This is a genomic window from Cupriavidus oxalaticus (assembly GCF_038900635.1).
In the GTDB taxonomy this organism is placed as follows: domain Bacteria; phylum Pseudomonadota; class Gammaproteobacteria; order Burkholderiales; family Burkholderiaceae; genus Cupriavidus; species Cupriavidus oxalaticus_B.
The window spans coordinates 48826-67912 of record NZ_JAYMRX010000006.1; the positions used below are offsets into that span (position 1 = coordinate 48826).

14 protein-coding genes are annotated in these 19087 nt (G+C 66.8%); 11 read left to right on the plus strand and 3 right to left on the minus strand.

All coding sequences use genetic code 11. The features are described from left to right. The first annotated feature begins 34 nt into the window (after window positions 1-34). A complete protein-coding gene (locus VSR71_RS12265) occupies window positions 35-775 on the plus strand; it encodes an SDR family oxidoreductase (protein ID WP_342914126.1) in 741 nt (246 codons plus the stop codon). A gap of 94 nt (window positions 776-869) precedes the next feature. Here VSR71_RS12265 and VSR71_RS12270 read toward each other — a convergent pair whose 3' ends face one another. After that, a complete protein-coding gene (locus tag VSR71_RS12270) occupies window positions 870-1565 on the minus strand; it encodes a TetR/AcrR family transcriptional regulator (RefSeq protein WP_342914127.1) in 696 nt (231 codons plus the stop codon). Between the two features lie 287 nt (window positions 1566-1852). Here VSR71_RS12270 and VSR71_RS12275 point away from each other — a divergent pair, with 287 nt between their 5' ends. The 10 genes from VSR71_RS12275 (at window position 1853) to VSR71_RS12320 (ending at window position 16467) form a co-directional block, all read left to right on the plus strand. Next, complete coding sequence (locus VSR71_RS12275; protein WP_342914128.1) at window positions 1853-3577, plus strand: AMP-binding protein; 1725 nt, start codon at window positions 1853-1855, stop codon at window positions 3575-3577. Between the two features lie 47 nt (window positions 3578-3624). Further along, window positions 3625-4806 (plus strand): isovaleryl-CoA dehydrogenase, encoded by a 1182-nt coding sequence (locus VSR71_RS12280; RefSeq protein ID WP_342914129.1) that lies wholly within the window; start codon window positions 3625-3627, stop codon window positions 4804-4806. Between the two features lie 49 nt (window positions 4807-4855). Further along, window positions 4856-6463, plus strand: a complete 1608-nt coding sequence (locus VSR71_RS12285) for a carboxyl transferase domain-containing protein (protein WP_135703851.1) — start codon at window positions 4856-4858, stop codon at window positions 6461-6463. Between the two features lie 67 nt (window positions 6464-6530). Further along, the gene (locus VSR71_RS12290; RefSeq protein WP_342914130.1) at window positions 6531-8546 is read left to right on the plus strand and encodes an acetyl/propionyl/methylcrotonyl-CoA carboxylase subunit alpha; all 2016 of its coding nucleotides are present in this window, start codon (window positions 6531-6533) and stop codon (window positions 8544-8546) included. A gap of 22 nt (window positions 8547-8568) precedes the next feature. Further along, on the plus strand, window positions 8569-9438 hold the full coding sequence (locus VSR71_RS12295) for a hydroxymethylglutaryl-CoA lyase (RefSeq protein WP_342914131.1): 870 nt from the start codon (window positions 8569-8571) through the stop codon (window positions 9436-9438). Window positions 9439-9708: 270 nt separating this feature from the next. Further along, entirely contained in the window at window positions 9709-11604 is a 1896-nt protein-coding gene (locus tag VSR71_RS12300; RefSeq protein ID WP_342914132.1) for a sigma-54-dependent Fis family transcriptional regulator, read from the plus strand. A 260-nt stretch (window positions 11605-11864) separates the two neighbouring features. After that, on the plus strand, window positions 11865-13283 hold the full coding sequence (locus VSR71_RS12305) for an aldehyde dehydrogenase family protein (RefSeq protein ID WP_342914133.1): 1419 nt from the start codon (window positions 11865-11867) through the stop codon (window positions 13281-13283). A gap of 56 nt (window positions 13284-13339) precedes the next feature. Further along, on the plus strand, window positions 13340-13711 hold the full coding sequence (locus VSR71_RS35295; RefSeq protein WP_428979393.1) for a hypothetical protein: 372 nt from the start codon (window positions 13340-13342) through the stop codon (window positions 13709-13711). Between the two features lie 36 nt (window positions 13712-13747). Beyond that, a complete protein-coding gene (locus tag VSR71_RS12315; RefSeq protein ID WP_342914134.1) occupies window positions 13748-15889 on the plus strand; it encodes a PQQ-dependent dehydrogenase, methanol/ethanol family in 2142 nt (713 codons plus the stop codon). A gap of 137 nt (window positions 15890-16026) precedes the next feature. Then, window positions 16027-16467, plus strand: a complete 441-nt coding sequence (locus VSR71_RS12320; protein WP_342914135.1) for a PaaI family thioesterase — start codon at window positions 16027-16029, stop codon at window positions 16465-16467. 32 nt (window positions 16468-16499) lie between these two features. Here the strand turns inward: VSR71_RS12320 and VSR71_RS12325 are convergent, their stop codons facing one another. Beyond that, window positions 16500-17666: a CoA transferase gene (locus tag VSR71_RS12325; protein ID WP_342914370.1), complete on the minus strand. Its 1167-nt coding sequence runs from the start codon at window positions 17664-17666 to the stop codon at window positions 16500-16502. 74 nt (window positions 17667-17740) lie between these two features. Further along, window positions 17741-18907 carry an acyl-CoA dehydrogenase family protein gene (locus VSR71_RS12330; RefSeq protein WP_342914136.1) on the minus strand — a complete coding sequence of 389 codons (1167 nt, stop codon included), beginning with the start codon at window positions 18905-18907 and terminating at the stop codon, window positions 17741-17743. Window positions 18908-19087 lie beyond the last annotated feature (180 nt).

The following is a 19087-nucleotide window of genomic DNA, read 5'->3' on the forward strand; positions in this document are numbered from 1 at the left end:
GGGCTTGCCAACCAACCATTTCCCGGAGCATTCCATGGCCACCCTGACAGGAAAAACTGCATTCGTTACCGGCGGCGCCCGCGGCATCGGCGCGGCCATCGTGCGCCGGCTGGCGCGCGAAGGCGCCGCCGTCGCCTTCACCTACCAGAGCTCCGCCGCGGGCGCCAACGCGCTGGCGGCGGAAGTGGAAGCCGCCGGCGGACGCGCGCTGGCGTTGCAGGCCGACGCCGCGGACGCCGCCGCGCTGACCCGCGCCATCGACGGCGCCGCGCGCCAGTTCGGCAAGCTCGATATTCTGGTCAACAATGCCGGCGTGCTGCGGCTGGGATCGGTCGAGACCCTGTCGCTCGAAGACTTCGACGAGACCCTGGCCGTCAATGTGCGCGCGGTGTTCGTCGCGGCCAGGGCAGCGCTGCCGCACATGGGCGAGGGCGGCCGCATCATCAACATTGGCAGCACCAACGCCGAACGCATGCCGTTCCCCGGCGGCAGCGCGTATGCGATGAGCAAGTCCGCGCTGCTGGGGCTGGTGCAGGGCATGGCGCGCGACCTGGGCCCGCGCGGCATTACCGTGAACAACATCCAGCCGGGACCGACCAATACCGACATGAACCCGGAAGCCGGGGACTTCGGCGCGGCGCTGCATAGCCTGATGGCGTTGCAGCGGCATGCCACGCCGGACGAGATTGCCGGCATGGTGGCCTATGTCGCGGGTCCGGAAGCTGGCTTCGTCACGGGTGCCAGCCTGATGATCGACGGCGGCTTCAGCGCCTGAGCGCCGTGCCTGCGGCCCGCGAGGCCGCGGGCCATGCCTGGCAAGCAGGCCTTGCGCTGCTCCAGCCAGCACGCCGGTCTCGCGCCGGCGTGCCTCAGCCTTCCGTTGTCTTGCGCAGCGCCGCGCTGACCTCGCCGTAGAAGCCCCGCAGCTTTTCCAGCTCGAGGTCCACCGGCTGCAGCGCCGGCCACAGCAGCGCCACCATGTCGCGCGCGGTCTTCTCGATATCGACCTCGCGCTGCCGCGCGATCGCGTCCCACAGGATGTGCTCCATCGGCCCCAGGATGGCTGAGCGAAGCAGGCTAAGCGGCAAGTCGCCGCGGATTTCGCCATTGCTGCGCGCCCGCGCCAGCAGGTCCATCAGCGGCGCCGTGTAGCGGCGCTGCAGCGGCAGGAACACCTCGCCCAGCCCCGGCCCCTTGGCCCGGCCCTCCGACAGCACCAGCGCGCACAACCCGGTCCCCTGGATCAGGAACAGGCGCAGGTGCGTCTTCACGTAGAACTCGAGCTGCGCCTTGGTGGGCTGGCCGTGCGGCATGCCCTGTTCCAGCGTGTTGATGATTTCGTCGTACCAGTCTTCGATCACGCGCACGCACAGCTCGCGCTTGCCGTGGAAATAGGTGAAGACCGTCCCCTCCGAGACGCCCAGGCGCTGGGCGATCTCGGTGGTGGTGGCGCGCTCGTAGCCAAGCTCGGCGAACACGTCGCGGCTCACGCGCAGGATGTCGCGGATGCGCTGCTCGGCCTTGGCTCCGGCCGGAACGCGGCGCCGGGAACTGGTGTCTTCCATGCTGTCGGGGGTGTGGATGTCTCTCTGGTGCCGAGGATTATAGTGCGCCCTTCGCCAAAACTTGAGTAAAGCTCAAAATTAATATTGCGTTCTGCCTGCCGAGCGTGTACTTTTCACTCGTCGGCGAAACAGGCCGCATCGGCTGGCGGTTGCAGGCAAGGCGAATTTAGGGGATTTCCCTGATGCAATCCGCCGCCAGCCCGATTACTGACAATGAACACGGCGTGAATTGAGTGATACTCACAAAACGCCGGTGCACGGAACGACACCGAGCTTTGGAGACCAGTATGACGATGCAGGGCGAGTCCCAACCCACCATCCTGCCCCTGGGCGGGCTGTCGCATGTGCGAGGCGTAACCGATATCCCGCTGTCCGAGCAGACGGTGCCGGAGCTGCTGGCGCAGGCCGTCGCCCGCTTTGCGCAGCGCGACGCGGTTGCCTTCCGCGAACAGGGCGTGCGCTGGACCTGGCAGCAGTTCGCCGAGGCCATCGATGCGCTGGCGGCGGGGCTGCACGCGCTCGGACTGGTCCGCGGCGACCGCGTCGGCATCTGGTCGCCCAACCGCGTGGAATGGGTGGTGACGCAGTTCGCTACCGCGCGGCTCGGGCTGGTGCTGGTCAATATCAACCCGGCCTACCGCCTGTCCGAGCTGGAGTACGCGCTGAACAAAGTTGGCGTCAAGGCCATCGTCGCGGCAGAGGCGTTCAAGACCTCGCGCTACCTGGAGATGCTGCAGGCACTGGCGCCCGAACTGGCCACCAGCGAGCCGGGCGCGCTGCATGCCGCGCGGCTGCCGTCGCTGCGCTGGGTCATCCGCATGGGCGAGGGCGAGACCGCGGGCATGATCCGCTATGACGATGTGGTGGCGCGCGGCACTGGCGTGGCGCGGGAAACGCTCGACGCCATCACAGCGCAGCTCGACCGCAACGACCCGATCAATGTGCAGTTCACCAGCGGCACCACGGGCGCGCCCAAGGGCGCCACGCTGACGCACCGGAACATCGTCAACAACGCGCGCTTTATCGCCATGGCGATGCGCTTCACCGAGCAGGACAAGCTGTGCATCCCGGTGCCGTTCTACCACTGCTTCGGCATGGTGCTGGCGGTGCTGGCCTGCGTCTCCACGGGCGCGGCGATGGTGTTCCCGGGCGAAGCGTTCGAGCCGGAAGCGACCATGAAGGCCGTCAGCGAGGAACGCTGCACCGCGCTGCACGGCGTGCCGACCATGTTCATTGCGCAGCTCGACCATCCGCGCTTCGGCGACTACGACTTCTCGTCGCTGCGCACCGGCATCATGGCCGGCTCGCCGTGTCCGATCGAGACCATGAAGCGCGTGGTGTCGCAGATGCATATGTCCGAGGTGACGATCGCCTACGGCATGACCGAGACCAGCCCGGTCTCGTTCCAGAGCAGCACCACCGATCCGCTGGACAAGCGCACCGCCACGGTGGGACGCATCCAGCCGCACCTCGAGGTCAAGCTGGTGGACGCCACCGGCGCCACCGTGCCGGTGGGCGAGAAGGGCGAACTGTGCACGCGCGGCTACTCGGTCATGCTGGGCTACTGGGACGACGAGGCCCGCACCGCCGAGACCATCCGCGACGGCTGGATGCATACCGGCGACCTCGCCACCATCGACGAAGACGGCTACTGCAATATCGTCGGCCGCGTGAAGGACATGCTGATCCGCGGCGGCGAGAACATCTACCCGCGCGAGATCGAGGAGTTCCTGTTCCGCCATCCCAAGGTACAGGCCGTGCAGGTGTTCGGCGTGCCGGACCAGAAGTACGGCGAGGAAGTGTGCGCGTGGATCGTGCTCAAGCCGGGCGAAAGCGCCACCGAGGAAGAGATCCGCGAGTTCTGCCGCAACCAGATCGCCCACTACAAGATTCCGCGCTACATCCGCTTCGTGAACGAGATGCCCCTGACCGTGACCGGCAAGGTGCAGAAGTTCGTGATGCGCGACCAGATGGTGCGCGAGCTGAACCTCAGCGAATCCAAAACGGCCTGATTCCCACGCCGAAATCGATCACAAAGAATTATCAAGACGACACTGCCATGACTACCTTGCCCGGCCTGAAATTCGACCTCGGCGAAGACATCGAGATGCTGCGCGATTCCGTGCGCACGTGGGCCCAGGCCGAACTGGCGCCGCGCGCGGGCGAGATCGACCGCACCGACCAGTTCCCGATGGACGCCTGGAAGAAAATGGGCGACCTCGGCGTGCTCGGCATCACCGTGGCCGAGGAATATGGCGGCGCCAACATGGGCTACCTGGCGCACATGATCGCGATGGAAGAGATCAGCCGCGCATCGGCGTCGGTGGGCCTGTCGTACGGCGCGCATTCCAACCTGTGCGTGAACCAGATCCACCGCAACGGCACGCCGGCGCAGAAGGCGAAGTACCTGCCGAAGCTGGTCTCGGGCGAATGGATCGGTGCGCTGGCGATGAGCGAGCCCAACGCGGGCTCGGACGTGGTCAGCATGAAGCTGCGCGCGGAATTCAAGGGTGATCGTTACGTGCTCAACGGCACCAAGATGTGGATCACCAACGGCCCGGATTGCGATGTGCTGGTGGTTTACGCCAAGACCGAGCCCGAGCTGGGCGCGCGCGGCATGACCGCCTTCATCGTCGAGAAGGGCATGAAGGGCTTCTCGGTGGCGCAGAAGCTGGACAAGCTGGGCATGCGCGGCTCGCACACCGGCGAGCTGGTGTTCGAGGACGTGGAAGTGCCGGCCGAGAACATCCTCGGGGCCGAGAACAGCGGCGCGAAGGTGCTGATGAGCGGCCTGGACTACGAGCGCGCGGTGCTGTCGGGCGGCCCGGTCGGCATCATGCAGGCGTGCATGGACGTGGTGACGCCCTACATCCACGACCGCAAGCAGTTCGGCCAGAGCATCGGCGAATTCCAGCTGATCCAGGGCAAGGTGGCGGACATGTACACCACGCTGCAGGCGGCGCGCAGCTACCTGTACACGGTCGGCAAGAACCTGGACGCGCTCGGCAGCGACCACGTGCGCCAGGTGCGCAAGGACTGCGCCGCGGTGATCCTGTACACGGCCGAGAAGGCCACCTGGATGGCGGGCGAGACCGTGCAGATCCTGGGCGGCAACGGCTACATCAACGAGTACCCGGCCGGGCGCCTGTGGCGCGACGCCAAGCTCTACGAGATCGGCGCCGGCACGTCGGAGATCCGCCGCATGCTTATCGGCCGCGAGCTGTTCGCGGAAACGATGTAAGCCCCCGCGATGGCTGCACCCTACAACGAACTGACTGGCCGAGGCTGATATGGCGGCAATTGAGACAAAGCTGAACGCACGTTCCGAAGCGTTCAAGACGAATGCGCAGGCAATGCAGGCACTGGTTGCCGACCTGGAAGCGAAGATCGCGAAGCTGGCGGAAGGCGGCGGCGAAGCCGCGCGCGACAAGCACCTGTCGCGCGGCAAGCTGCTGCCGCGCGACCGCGTGCAGCAACTGCTCGATCCGGGCACGCCGTTCCTGGAGCTGTCGCAGCTCGCCGCTTACGACATGTATGACGATGCCGCGCCGGGCGCCGGCATCATCACCGGCATCGGCCGCGTGGCCGGGCAGGAATGCGTGATCGTGTGCAACGATGCCACCGTCAAGGGCGGCACCTACTACCCGATGACGGTCAAGAAGCACGTGCGCGCGCAGGAGATCGCCGAGCAGAACAACCTGCCGTGCATCTACCTGGTCGATTCCGGCGGCGCCAACCTGCCCAACCAGGACGACGTCTTTCCCGACCGCGACCACTTTGGCCGCATCTTCTACAACCAGGCCAACCTGTCCAAGCAGGGCATCCCGCAGATCGCGGTGGTGATGGGCTCGTGCACCGCCGGCGGCGCCTATGTGCCGGCGATGAGCGACGAGTCGATCATCGTCAAGAACCAGGGCACCATCTTCCTGGGCGGCCCGCCGCTGGTGAAGGCCGCCACCGGCGAGGAAGTCAGCGCCGAGGACCTGGGCGGCGCCGACGTGCATACGCGCCTGTCCGGCGTGGCCGACTATTTCGCGCAGAACGACCACCACGCGCTGAGCCTGGCGCGCAATATCGTGCAGCACCTGAACCGCCGCAAGCCGGACCAGATCCGCCTGCACGAGCCGGTCGAGCCGCTGTATCCGGTGGAGGAGCTGTACGGCGTGATCCCCACCGACACGCGCAAGCCCTATGACGTGCGCGAGGTGATCGCGCGCATCGTCGACGGCTCCGAGTTCGACGAGTTCAAGGCGCGCTACGGCACCACGCTGGTGTGCGGCTTTGCGCGCATCTGGGGCTACCCGGTCGGCATCGTCGCCAACAACGGCATCCTGTTCTCCGAGTCGGCGCTCAAGGGCGCGCACTTCATCGAGCTGTGCTGCCAGCGCAAGATCCCGCTGGTGTTCCTGCAGAACATCACCGGCTTCATGGTGGGGCGCAAGTACGAGAACGAAGGCATCGCCCGCAACGGCGCCAAGATGGTGACCGCGGTGGCGACGGCGCAGGTGCCCAAGTTCACGGTGATCATCGGCGGCTCGTTCGGTGCCGGCAACTACGGCATGTGCGGGCGCGCGTATTCGCCGCGCTTCCTGTGGATGTGGCCGAACGCGCGCATCTCGGTGATGGGCGGCGAGCAGGCCGCGAGCGTGCTGGCGACGGTGCGCCGCGATGGCATCGAAGCCAAGGGCGGCAAGTGGAGCGCGGAAGAGGAAGACGCCTTCAAGCAGCCGATCCGCGACCAGTACGAGCACCAGGGCCATCCGTACTACGCCAGCGCGCGCTTGTGGGACGACGGCGTGATCGATCCCGCGCAGACGCGCACGGTGCTGGGGCTGGGCCTGTCGGCCAGCCTGAACGCGCCGATCGAGGATATGAAGTTCGGCGTGTTCCGCATGTAAGCCTGCCCCCCAGGCATCCCAGAATCGTTTTCAAGAACGCTCCCCGCGAGGAGCGAAAGGCGAAGTCATGTTCACCAAAGTCCTGATCGCAAACCGTGGCGAGATCGCCTGCCGTGTCGCCGCCACCTGCCGCCGGCTCGGCATCCGCACCGTCGCGGTGTACTCGGATGCCGACGCCGATGCGCGCCACGTCGCCTTCTGCGACGAGGCCGTCCATATCGGCGGCGCCGCCGCGCGCGACAGCTACCTGCGCGCCGACCACATCATCGAGATGGCCAGGGAAACCGGCGCCCAGGCGATCCACCCGGGCTACGGCTTCCTGTCCGAAAACGAAGCCTTCGCCGAGGCCTGCGCCGCGGCGGGGCTGGTCTTCATCGGCCCGCCGGCTTCCGCCATCCACGCGATGGGCAGCAAGAGCGCGGCCAAGCAGCTGATGGAAAAGGCGTCGGTGCCGCTGGTGCCGGGCTACCACGGCGAAGACCAGGACCCGGCGCTGCTGCGCCGCGAGGCCGACCGCATCGGCTACCCGGTGCTGCTCAAGGCCAGCGCGGGCGGTGGCGGCAAGGGCATGCGCGTGGTCGAGTCGGGCGAGGGCTTCGAGGCCGCGCTGGCGTCGGTCAAGCGCGAGGCCAGCGCCAGCTTCGGCGACGACAAGGTGCTGGTGGAGAAATACCTGACCCGCCCGCGCCATATCGAGATCCAGGTGTTTGCCGACACGCACGGCAACTGCGTCTACCTGTTCGAGCGCGACTGCTCGGTGCAGCGCCGCCACCAGAAGGTGCTGGAAGAGGCGCCGGCGCCGGGCATGACCGCCGAGCGCCGCCGCGCGATGGGCGAAGCCGCCGTGGCCGCCGCCAAGGCCGTGGGCTATGTCGGCGCCGGCACCGTCGAGTTCATCGCCAACCAGGACGGCTCCTTCTACTTCATGGAGATGAACACGCGCCTGCAGGTCGAGCACCCGGTCACCGAGATGATCACCGGGCAGGACCTGGTCGAATGGCAGCTGCGCGTCGCCGCCGGCGAGCCGCTGCCGCTGACGCAGGACCAGTTGCGTATCGACGGCCACGCGCTGGAAGCACGGATCTACGCCGAGAACCCCGACAAGCAGTTCCTGCCCTCCACCGGCACGCTGCGCTTCCTGCGCACGCCGCCGGCGGTGCAGTTCATGCGCGGCGAGGATGCTCATGGCCCGGCCGGCATCCGTATCGATGCCGGCGTGCGCGAGGGCGACACCATCAGCCCGTACTACGACCCGATGATCGCCAAGCTGATCGTCTGGGGCAAGGACCGCGACGAGGCGCTGGCGCGCATGCGGCAGGCGCTGGCCGCGTATCACGTGGTGGGCCTGTCGACCAACGTGGCGTTCCTGCAGCGGCTGGTGTCATCGCAGGCGTTCCGCACCGCCGACCTCGATACCGGACTGATCGAGCGCAACGAGAGCGAGTTGTTCCCGCGGCCCGAGCCGGTCGGCATCGACACCGTCGCGCTGGCCGTGGCCGCGCTGCTCGACCGCGAAACGCGTGAGCGCCGCATCGACGCTGCCGACCAGCATTCCCCGTGGACCCATGGCGGCGCCTGGCGGCTGAACAGCGGCGTCTCGCGGCAACTGCGCTTCGGCTACGGCGATCAGGTGCTCGACGTGACGCTGCAGGTCAATGCGCGCGGCAGCACGCTGGCCTACGCCGGGCAGTCCGTGCCGTTCTCCGCGGTATGCAAGGCCGACGATATCCGCATCGATCTCGGCACGCGCCGCGTGCACGGGCACGTGCATGCCGAAGGCGACGATTTCCACGTATTCTCCGCGGGCCGCCAGGTGCTGCTGGGCTGGATCGATCCGCTGTCCCACGCCGGCGAAGCCGAAGGCGAGGGCGGCAAGCTGACCGCGCCGATGCCCGGCAAGGTCATCGCCGTGATGGTCGAAGCTGGCAGCACGGTCACGCGCGGAACGCCGCTGCTGGTGATGGAGGCGATGAAGATGGAGCACACCATCAGCGCACCGGCCGACGGCGTGGTCAGCGAAGTGCTGTATGGCGTCGGCGAGCAGGTGACCGAAGGCGCCCAGCTGCTCGCGTTCGGTACCTGATTTTTTTACGGAGACCCGGCACATGCATGCGGACAAGGTCAAGGTCGTTGAAGTCGGCCCGCGCGACGGCCTGCAGAACGAGAAGAATTTGATCCCCACCGAGACCAAGGTGGCGTTGATCGACCAGCTCACCGATGCGGGCTTTCTCAATATCGAAGTGGCATCGTTCGTCTCGCCGAAGTGGGTGCCGCAGATGGCTGACGGTGCGCAGGTAATGGCCGCGATCAGGCGGCGCCCCGGCACCATCTACTCGGCGCTGACGCCGAACATGAAGGGCCTGGAAGGCGCGCTTGCGGCGGGCGCCGACGAGGTCGTGATCTTCGGCGCGGCCAGCGAGGCGTTCTCGCAGAAGAACATCAACTGCTCGATCGCCGAGTCGATGGCGCGCTTCGAGCCCGTGGCCGCGGCTGCCAGGGCGAAGGGCGTGCGGCTTCGCGCCAGCGTGTCGTGCGCGCTGGGCTGCCCTTACCAGGGCGAGGTGCCGGTCGAAGCCGTGACCGACGTGGTGCGGCGCATGCGCGAGCTGGGCTGCGACGAGATCGATATCGCCGACACCATCGGCGTGGGAACGCCGGACAAGGTGAAGGCCGTGATGCGTGCCGCGGCCACGGAATTCCCGCTGGCGCAGCTGTCCGGGCACTTCCACGACACGTATGGCCATGCCCTGGCCAACGTCGAGGCGAGCCTGGAAGCCGGCATCCGCATCTTCCATGCTTCCGTCGCAGGGCTTGGCGGTTGCCCGTATGCGAAAGGCGCGACAGGCAACGTGGCGACCGAGGCATTGCTGCGGCGCCTGGCGAGCCTGGGGATGGAGACGGGGGTGGATCTGGACAAGGTCATCGCGGCGGCCGAACTGATCTCCCGGGCCATCGGCAAGCCGGTATCGCAGTAATGCAGGCGCCCCTCGAATGCGGGGCGCTTGTCTCATATTGAGACACTTCCCGCCTCATCCTGAGACACCCTCGGCAAAGCTGCCACACAACGCTTGAAATCGCCCGGGGGCTCTCTTAAAGTACCTTTCCAGTCCGCGCCGGCACCACCGCAGCAACAGTCCGGCGCGCATAGATGACCCCGCCGCAACGACGGTCGGGGCGTGCCACCGGCATCCGCGCGAACCGCTTTCCCGTTACACCGCGCGACGCCGACCACTGGAGACAAGGTAATGCGCCCCGCACCGACAAGCCTGCTGTGCGATGCCAGCATTGCACGGCGGCAGTTCCTCGATGGCAAGGACGTGCCCGCTGGCGTCGTATCCGACGTGATCGTGCGTTCGTGGCAGCGCGCCGCGCGTGCGGGCGTGCGTCCGGATCAGCGCATGCTGTTTTCGGATGTGATCACGCACAGCGAAGTCCGCCGCAGCGAGGAAGAGAACCGCACGCTGATCGAACTGGCCGGCGCCGACATGGAAGTGCTGGCCGGCGCCTTTCCGTCGCAGCAGTGGATCGTGCTGTGCACCAATGCCGAAGGCGTGATCGTGTCATCCCACGGGCGCCTGGGTGCGGGGCCCGGCGGGCCGTCGCCGCTGCAGCATGGCCGGCACATCTGCGAGGCCGGCATCGGCACCAACGCGCCCGGCTGTCTGCTGGCGGAGGGCGGCAGCGCCGTCGAGATCCGTCGCGGCGAGCATTTCCTGCATGAACTGGCCGATGTGGTGTGCGCCGCCGCGCCGATCTACGACTGCCATGACCGCCTGATCGGCGTGCTCGATATCACTGGATTCGGCGTCGACTTGCCGGCCTACGCGGTCAGCCACGTGCGCGCGGCCGCGACGTCGATCGGCAACCGCACCTTTGAGCGGCTGTCCGGCTGCTGCATCGTGCGCCTGCACCACGACCGGCGCATGCTGCATACACCGGCCGAAGGCATCGTCGCGGTGTCCGCCGACGGCGTGATCGTGGCGGCTAACCATACCGCACGCGACATGCTGCGGCTCGGCAACGCAGAGATCGGCGCGATCGATATCGGCAGCGTCTTTGCCGAAGGCATGTATGGCCAGGCGGGCGCGATGCAGGGCGTGGTACGCACGGTCGCCGGCGGGCGCCTGCATGTCTCGGCAAGCGAAACCGAGCGGCCGCGCGCGCGCGCCCGCGGCTCGGCGCCGCGCACCGACGTCACCGGCCCGCTGGCCGGCCACCTGATTGCCGATGCCACGCTGGCGCGCGCCTTTGACAAGGCCAGCATGGCGATCAACGCGCACGTGCCGGTGATACTGCTGGGCGAGACCGGCACCGGCAAGACCATGCTGGCGCGCGCACTGCACGAGGCCAGCCGGCCGGACGGAAATTTTGTCTCGATCAACTGTTCGGCCATCCCGGAAGGATTGGCCGAAGCCGAACTGTTCGGCTATGCCGACGGGGCCTTTACCGGAAGCCGGCGGGGCGGCAGCGCGGGCAAGATCGAACAGGCCAACCACGGCACGCTGTTCCTCGACGAAATCGGCGACATGCCGCTGGCACTGCAGACGCGGCTGCTGAGCGTGCTGCAGGAGCGCTGCGTCACGCGCGTCGGCGCGTCCAAGCCCATCCCGGTCGACCTGTCGGTGATCTGCGCCACGCACCGCAGCCTGCCGGAACTGGTGCGGCAGGGTGCCTTCCGCGAGGACCTGTATTTCCGCATCAACGGCATGTCGATCCGCGTTCCGGCGCTGCGCGACCGCACCGACCTGCCCGAGTTGATCGCGGCGATGCTGCAGACGCTGGCGCACGGCCGATGCAAGGCGCTCGATGCAGACGTGATGGCGTTGCTGATGTCGCATCCCTGGCCGGGCAATGTGCGCGAACTGCACCAGGTGCTGCGTACCGCGGTGGCGCTGTCTGGCCTCGGTGAAGAAATCCGGCGCGAGCATCTCGATGAAAGCTGGCTGGACGCGGCGACGCGCGTAACGGTGGCGGACATGCTGCCCGCCGCCGGCCAGCCGATGCTGCTGGCGCAGGCGCAGAACGAGCTGATCCAGCGCACCCTCGACGAACTCAGCGGCAACCGCTCCGAAGCCGCGCGCGCACTCGGCATCTCGCGCGCGACGCTGTACCGCAAGATGGCGCGCGCCAAGATCCGCTAGCGCGGTCTTCTCATCCTTCATCAACCCCCGTTTGCCACGCCGTGGCAGCGGGGGTTTTTTATTGGCCGCCTGTCTTGGCTGTATCGAGACACTGGCTCAGATTGCGACATCCCGGGCAGCGTCGCGACGACGATTCACGCGTAACTGGCGCAAGAAACACGCACCTGTGCGCGATTTGGGCGGCGGGCACGGCGCTTGCGTTGCAAGGCATTGCATACCAACCAGGGTACGACCCAAGGATCAACATGAGGAGACAAGCGATGCACGGCAATGCAGGACTGCTGATCAACGGACAAATCGTGCAGGGCAGCGCCACGCTCGACGTGGTCAACCCCGCCACCGGCAAGGTGTTCACCGCGGTATCGCGCGCCACTGAGCGCGAGGCCGCCGCCGCGGTCGCCGCCGCCAAGGCCGCGCAACCCGGCTGGGCCGCGCTGGAACTGGCGCAGCGGCGCGCGTTGCTGCTGCGCTTTGCCGACGAGTTGCACGGCAACGCCGAGGATCTTGCCGCCACGCTGGTGCTGGAGCAGGGCAAGCCGCTGGCCGAAGCGCGCCAGGAGCTGCAGTTCGCCGAGGCCTTTGTGCGCCATATCGCCGGGCTGGAGCTGCCGGTGTCGCTGGTGCAGGATGATGCCACCCATCGCATCGAACTGCACCACAAGCCATTGGGCGTGGTGGCGGCGATCGCGGCGTGGAATTTCCCGGTGCTGATCGCGGCCTACAAGCTCGCGCCGGCGTTGCTGATGGGTAATACCGTGGTGCTCAAGCCAGCGCCGACCACGCCGGTGGCAACACTGCAACTCGGCGCGATCCTTGGCGACTTGCTGCCGCCGGGCGTGGTCAATGTCATCACCGATGCCAATGACCTGGGCAGCTACCTGACCTCGCACCCCGACGTGGCCAAGGTCTCGTTCACGGGCTCGACCGCGACCGGCAAGAAGGTGATGGCAAGCGCCGGCCCCGGGCTGAAGCGCATCACGCTGGAACTGGGCGGCAACGACGCGGCCATCGTGCTCGACGATGCCGACGTGGCCGAGATCGCACCCAGGATCTTTGGCAGCGCCTTCTACAACTGCGGCCAGGTATGCCTGGCGCTGAAGCGGCTGTACGTCCACGCCTCGGTCCATGATGCGCTGTGCGACGCGCTGGCCGACCTGGCCGGGCGCGCGGTGGTAGGCAATGGCGCCGAAGCCGGCGTCACGATGGGACCGCTGCAGAACGCCATGCAGTACGACAAGGCCAGCCGCTTCCTGGCCAGCGCGCGCCGCGACGGCAAGATCCTGGCGGGGGGCGCCTTGCTCAAGGGCGATGGCTACTTCGTGGCACCGACCATCGTGCGCAACCTGACCGACCAGAGCGAACTGGTGGCCGAGGAGCAGTTCGCGCCAATCCTGCCGGTGCTGAAGTTCGACAGCATCGATGAAGCCGTGGCGCGCGCCAACGGCACGCCGTATGGGCTGGGTGGCTCGGTGTGGTCCAGCGACGAAGCGCGCGCCTATGAGGTGGCGTGGCGTCTCGACGTGGGCACGGCGTGGGTCAACCACCACCTGCATTTTGGCCCGCACATTCCGCTGGTGGGCGCAAAGGAGTCCGGCGTCGGCGTGGAATTCGGGCCGGAAGGGCTGGCCGAGTATGCGCAACTGAGCGTGATCAATATCGCGCGCGCGCAGGCCAGCTGACGCAGCACGCCCGCCGCGCGGCGGGCGACACAAGCAAGAAAAAATCCGGAGGAGACATGCATCAAACCAGAACGGGCGGCCGGGGACGGCGCTCGCCCGTACGCAGCGCCGCGGCGCAGGCGGCGGGCGTGGCATTGACCCTGCTGCTCGGCGCAGCGCCGGCGCACGCCATCGACGTCGACGCGGGCGACTACACCGCATTGCCCGCGGGCACCAATCTCGGCCTGCTGTATTACCAGCACGCGCAGCGCGACCGCGTCTATGCGGGCGGCAACCGCGTCGCCGGCGGCAACCTGGATTCCGACGTGGGCATCGTGCGCTATGTGCGCTCGCTCCAGGTCCTCGGCACCTTCGGCCGCGATATCTCGGTGCGCAACGGGCCGATGGAGAACCTGCGCGTCAACCTGCGCCTGCTCAAGGTGTTCTGACACGCCATATCAAGAACGAAGACAGAGGAGACCAAGATGCATAGCAACAAGCTAAGCCTGCTAGTGAGCGTGATGGCCGCTGCCAGCGTGGCGCTCCCAGCGCCGGTGGCATTCGGCGCCGATGGCAACGCTGCCGCCCGCCCGGCAAAGACGCGCAAGCAGGCCAATGCGGCGGCGCGCGTGGATGGCGCCTCCATCCGCGCCAACGAGGCCGGCACGCCAAACTGGCCCAGCTACGGCCTGGATTACGCCGAGACCCGTTTCAGCAAGCTCGAGCAGATCAACGCGGGCAACGTCAAGGGCCTGGGGTTGGCGTGGTCCTACGATCTGGAATCGACACGCGGCGTGGAAGCAACGCCGCTGGTGGTCGATGGCGTGATGTACGTTTCCGCGCCGTGGAGCGTGGTGCACGCCGTCGACGCACGCACCGGCAAGCGCCTGTGGACCTACGACCCGCAGGTGCCGCGTGACCAGGCCTACAAGGGCTGCTGCGACGTGGTCAACCGCGGCGTGGCGCTGTACAAGGGCAAGGTCTTCGTCGGCGCGTTCGACGGCCGGCTGGTTGCGATCGACGCCGCCACCGGCAAGAAGGTCTGGGAACAGGACACCATCGTCGATCGCAGCAAGTCCTACACTATCACCGGCGCGCCGCGCGTCTACAACGGCAAGGTGATCATCGGCAACGGCGGCGCGGAGTACGGCGTGCGCGGCTATATCACCGCCTACGATGCCGAGACCGGCAAGCAGCAATGGCGCTGGTACACGGTGCCGGGCGACCCCGCCAGGCCTTTCGAGAACGAAGCCATGGCAAAGGCCGCGGCCACCTGGGATCCCAGCGGCAAGTACTGGGTCAACGGCGGCGGCGGCACGGTGTGGAACACCATGGCGTTCGACCCCGAGCTGAACCTGATGTACATCGGTACCGGCAACGCCGGCCCGTGGAGCCGCAGGCTGCGCAGCCCCAAGGGCGGCGACAACCTCTACGCGGCCTCCGTGGTGGCGCTGAATCCCGACACCGGCGAATACGTCTGGCACTACCAGGAAACCCCGGGCGACAACTGGGACTACACCTCGACGCAGGACATCATCCTGGCCGACCTGAAGATCGACGGCCAGCCACGCAAGGTGATCCTGCACGCGCCCAAGAACGGTTTCTTCTTCGTGATCGACCGGACCAACGGCAAGTTCATCTCGGCCAAAAACTTCGTCGACGTCAACTGGGCGTCTGGCTATGACAAGGACGGCCGGCCGATCGAGACGCCGCAGTCGGACACTTCGGGCAAGCCGGCGGATATCGTGCCGGGGCCGTTCGGCGCGCATAACTGGCATTCGATGTCGTTCCACCCCAGGCTGGGGCTGGCCTTCATCCCGGCGCAGCACGTGCCGCTGACGCTGGCCGACAACAACAAGTGGGTCCACAACCAGAAGGACTCGCCCGAGGCGCATCGCGGCGTGGGCTGGAACCTGGGCATGCTGGTCAATGCCGAGGCCCCGAAGAGCAAGCCGATGGGGCGGCTGATCGCCTGGGACCCCCTGGCGCAGAAGGCGGTATGGCACCAGGACCATGCCGGGCCGTGGAACGGCGGCACGCTCGCGACCGCCGGCAACCTGGTGTTCCAGGGCACGGCGGACGGACGGCTGGTGGCGTATCACGCCGGCACCGGCGAAAAGCTGTGGCAGGCGCCGACCGGCTCCGGCGTGGTGGCGGCGCCGGTGACCTACCTGCTCGACGGCAAGCAGTACGTCTCGGTGGCGGTGGGCTGGGGCGGCGTGTATGGCCTGAGCCAGCGCGGCAGCGACAAGCAGGCGCCGGGGCGGCTCTACACCTTCGTGCTGAACGGCAGGAAGCCGATGCCCGAGTCGGCGCCGTACGCGATGGCGCCGCTGCTGAGCGGGGTGAAGTACGACCCCGCCAAGGTCGCCGACGGGCAGAAGCTCTACGTCAACAACTGCGTCTTCTGCCATGGCGTGCCCGGCGTCGACAAGGGCGGCAATATCCCCAACCTGGCCTATGTCGGCGCGCCGATGATCGAGCACCTCGACAAGATCCTGTTCAACGGGCCGTTCGTGCAGAAAGGCATGCCGGATTTCACCGGCAAGCTGACGGCCGAGGACGTGGTCAAGATCCAGGCGTTCATCCAGGGCACCGCCGACGCGGTGCGGCCCGGGAAGCCCTGACGGCAGGGCGCACGGGCCGGCGCCGGCCCGTGCGCTTCATGCACGCAAAAGCCGCTGTTCGCCAAATCGGAATTGTCGGGTCCCTCGAATCGCGAGGAAATACCGACTGGACAATTTGAGCGGTGGTGAGCAGTGAAATGAAAAACCAATCAACGGAATCCGTGACGGAAGGTGGCGCCGGCGGCGCCCTCGATAATTTCGCCCTGGACAATCCCGCCCTTGAAAGCATCGGTGTTCGCATCACACAGTGGCGCCCCGATTACGTGGAGCTTGAACTGCCGGTCACGTCCAGCATGCTGAACCGCAGCCGCGTGGTCCATGGCGGCACGATCTGCACGCTGCTGGATGCCGCCACCGGCTATGCCGGCCTGTTCTCGGCACCTGGCGAAGCGGCGCGGCATGCGGTGACGCTGTCGCTGACTTCCAACTTCCTGAGCAACGGCACGGGCAGCGTGCTGACCGCAAAGGGCACAGTCGACCGGCGCGGACGATCGATCTTCTTCTCGCGCGCGGAAGTCTGGCTCGATCAGGAGTTGCTGGTGGCGACCGGCGTTGCCACGATGAAGTACCTGAAGTAGGGCGAGGGGGCGTGCCCCTTGTCTGGGCAGTTCTATCGCACAACACCTTCCTTGCGCAAACGCTGGATGTCTTCCCCGGTATAGCCGGCCGCCGACAGGATGTCTTCGGTATGCTCGCCCAGCAGCGGGGCCCGCCGGCGCACCGCACCCGGCGTTTCACTGAGCTTGATCGGCACGCCGGCGATCTTTACAGGCACGGCCGAGCCGGGCTGCTCCACTTCCACCAGCATCTCGCGCACGGCGTAGTGCCTGTCGGCGAAGATCTCGGCCGATGTGTAGACCGGGCCGAAGGGCACCTTGCCGCCAAGGCACGCCGCGATTTCCTCCTTTGTCCGCACCGATGTGAACGCTTCGATCGCCGCGATCACCTCATGCTGGCGCTGCACGCGGGCTGCATTGGTCGCAAAGGCTTCATCGGTGGCCATATCCGGCCGCCCGATGGCCACCGCAAGCTTCTCCCAGAATGCGTCGGTGGCGCAGGCGATCGACACATGCCCGTCGCGCACGCGGAACAAGCCGAACGGGCACAGCAGCGGGTGGCGGTTGCCTTCCGGCGCGGCGACCTCGCCGGTGTAGGAGTTCTGGTAGACGATGCGCTCGCACATTGCCAGCACTGCGTCGGTCATGGCCACGTCGACGAACTGGCCCTGGCCGGTTTCGCGCACGCGATTGACTGCGGCGAGGATACCGATGCAGAGCATCAGTGCCGGAATGGTGTCGCCCACGCCCGGCCCGATCTTGGTTGGCGTGCCGCGTTCCGGCCCGGTGATCCCCATCATGCCGCCCATGGCCTGCGAGACCACGTCGTAGGCAGGCCATTGCGCATACGGGCTCTCGCCGCTGCGCGGGTCGCCGAAGCCGCGTACCGTGCCGTAGATCAGGCGCGGGTTGGTCTGGCGCAGCGTTTCGTAGGCGAAGCCCAGGCGCTCCATCACCCCGGCACGGAAGTTTTCCACGACGATATCGGACTGGTCGATCAAGCCGCGCAGGACGGCGCGTCCCGCCTCGGTCTTCAGGTCGACGGCGATGGAGCGCTTGTTGCGGTTGACGCTCTGGAAATAGCCGCCGAAGTCGCGCAGCGAATCGTCGGCGCAGAACGGACCGGTGACGCGGGTGCCGTCGCCGGTCATCGCTTCGACCTTGATCACATCCGCACCATGGTCAGCGAGGATCTGCGTGCAAAAGGGGCCGGCCAGCATCTGCGTGAGGTCGATCACGCGCAGGCCGGCCAGCGCTCCGGCGGATTTGGCTTGAGTCTGCACTTCAGGCTCCTTCAGGCGGCGACCTTGCCCAGCATGGCATCGGAAATGATGCGCATCTGGATCTCGGAGGTGCCTTCAAAGATCTTGGTCAGGCGCGCATCGCGCCAGTAGCGCTCGGCCGCGAAGTGCGTGGTGTAGCCCGCGCCGCCGTGGATCTGCAGGCCTTCGCTGGTCACGCGCTCGCACATCTCGCTGGCGAACAGCTTGACCATCGACGCTTCGGTGTCGGCGCGCACGCCTTCGTCGATCTTCTCGCACACGGCGTAGAGCAGGGCGCGCGAAGCCTCGATCTGCGTGGCCATGTCGGCCAGCTTGAAGCGGATCGCCTGGAAGTTGCCGATCGGGTTGCCGAACTGGCTGCGGTCCTTGGCGTACTGGATCGAGTCTTCCAGGCTGCCTTGCGCCAGGCCGATCGAACGCGCGGCGGTGTGCGCCCGCGCCGTTTCGAGCCCGGCCGTGGTCAGGTAGAACGCCTTGCCTTCTTCGCCGACCATTTTCGAATGCGGCACGCGGCAGCCGTCGAAGGCGAGTTCCCACGTGGTCCAGCCGTGGTAGCCGATCTTGGGGATCACGCTGCCCTTGACACCCTCGGGCAGCTCGCCGCGCGGCTTTTCCACCATGAAAGCGGAGAGGCCCTTGTGGCGCGCCTTCGGGTCGATGACCGGATCAGTGCGGCAGATCACCAGGATGAAATCGGCCTCGTCGGCGAACGTGCACCAGTACTTGCTGCCGGTGATGAGCCAGTCGTCGCCGTCGCGCACGGCGCGGCAGGCAATATTGGCGACGTCCGAACCGGCATTGGGCTCCGACAGTGAAAATGCGCCCAGGAACTCCCCACGCGCCATGCGCGGCAGGTATTCGGCCTTTTTCTCCGGGCTCAGGCCCTTGAGCGCACCGATCAGCCCGTTACCGCGTGCGATCAGGCTGCCCACGCTCATCCAGGCGCGCGAGAGCTGTTCGGCCACCAGGCAGTACTCGTAGGCGCCCAGCCCCAGGCCGCCATATTCCTCGGGGATCAGGATGCCGAAATAGCCGAGCTCGGCCATCTCTTCGATCAGCTCGCGCGGGATCTGGCCTTTCTCAGGATCCAGCTTGTTGGCGATGGGCAGCACGCGCTCCATCGTGAACTGGCGCGCGGCCTCCTGGATCATGCGACGCTCTTCGGTCAGTTTCTGCACCTCTTGCTCCTTCAGTCTCCGGTGTGCCAGGTCATCATCGTCCTGGCACTATGTACGTACATAGTATGATGTCGATTTCGGGAAATATGCAAGAGAATCGAAGTAGTGCCGCAAAAATATGTGCCATCGCGTCTGAAGGTAAATGTGTCGTAGGCTTATATGTGTACGTACAAAGTTGAA

Coding starts and splice junctions, on each gene's coding strand:
- VSR71_RS12265 (WP_342914126.1), top strand. CDS start 35: ATGGCCACCCTGACAGGAAAAACTGCATTCGTTACCGGCGGCGCCCGC.
- VSR71_RS12270 (WP_342914127.1), bottom strand. CDS start 1,565: ATGGAAGACACCAGTTCCCGGCGCCGCGTTCCGGCCGGAGCCAAGGCC.
- VSR71_RS12275 (WP_342914128.1), top strand. CDS start 1,853: ATGACGATGCAGGGCGAGTCCCAACCCACCATCCTGCCCCTGGGCGGG.
- VSR71_RS12280 (WP_342914129.1), top strand. CDS start 3,625: ATGACTACCTTGCCCGGCCTGAAATTCGACCTCGGCGAAGACATCGAG.
- VSR71_RS12285 (WP_135703851.1), top strand. CDS start 4,856: ATGGCGGCAATTGAGACAAAGCTGAACGCACGTTCCGAAGCGTTCAAG.
- VSR71_RS12290 (WP_342914130.1), top strand. CDS start 6,531: ATGTTCACCAAAGTCCTGATCGCAAACCGTGGCGAGATCGCCTGCCGT.
- VSR71_RS12295 (WP_342914131.1), top strand. CDS start 8,569: ATGCATGCGGACAAGGTCAAGGTCGTTGAAGTCGGCCCGCGCGACGGC.
- VSR71_RS12300 (WP_342914132.1), top strand. CDS start 9,709: ATGCGCCCCGCACCGACAAGCCTGCTGTGCGATGCCAGCATTGCACGG.
- VSR71_RS12305 (WP_342914133.1), top strand. CDS start 11,865: ATGCACGGCAATGCAGGACTGCTGATCAACGGACAAATCGTGCAGGGC.
- VSR71_RS35295 (WP_428979393.1), top strand. CDS start 13,340: ATGCATCAAACCAGAACGGGCGGCCGGGGACGGCGCTCGCCCGTACGC.
- VSR71_RS12315 (WP_342914134.1), top strand. CDS start 13,748: ATGCATAGCAACAAGCTAAGCCTGCTAGTGAGCGTGATGGCCGCTGCC.
- VSR71_RS12320 (WP_342914135.1), top strand. CDS start 16,027: ATGAAAAACCAATCAACGGAATCCGTGACGGAAGGTGGCGCCGGCGGC.
- VSR71_RS12325 (WP_342914370.1), bottom strand. CDS start 17,666: ATGCTGGCCGGCCCCTTTTGCACGCAGATCCTCGCTGACCATGGTGCG.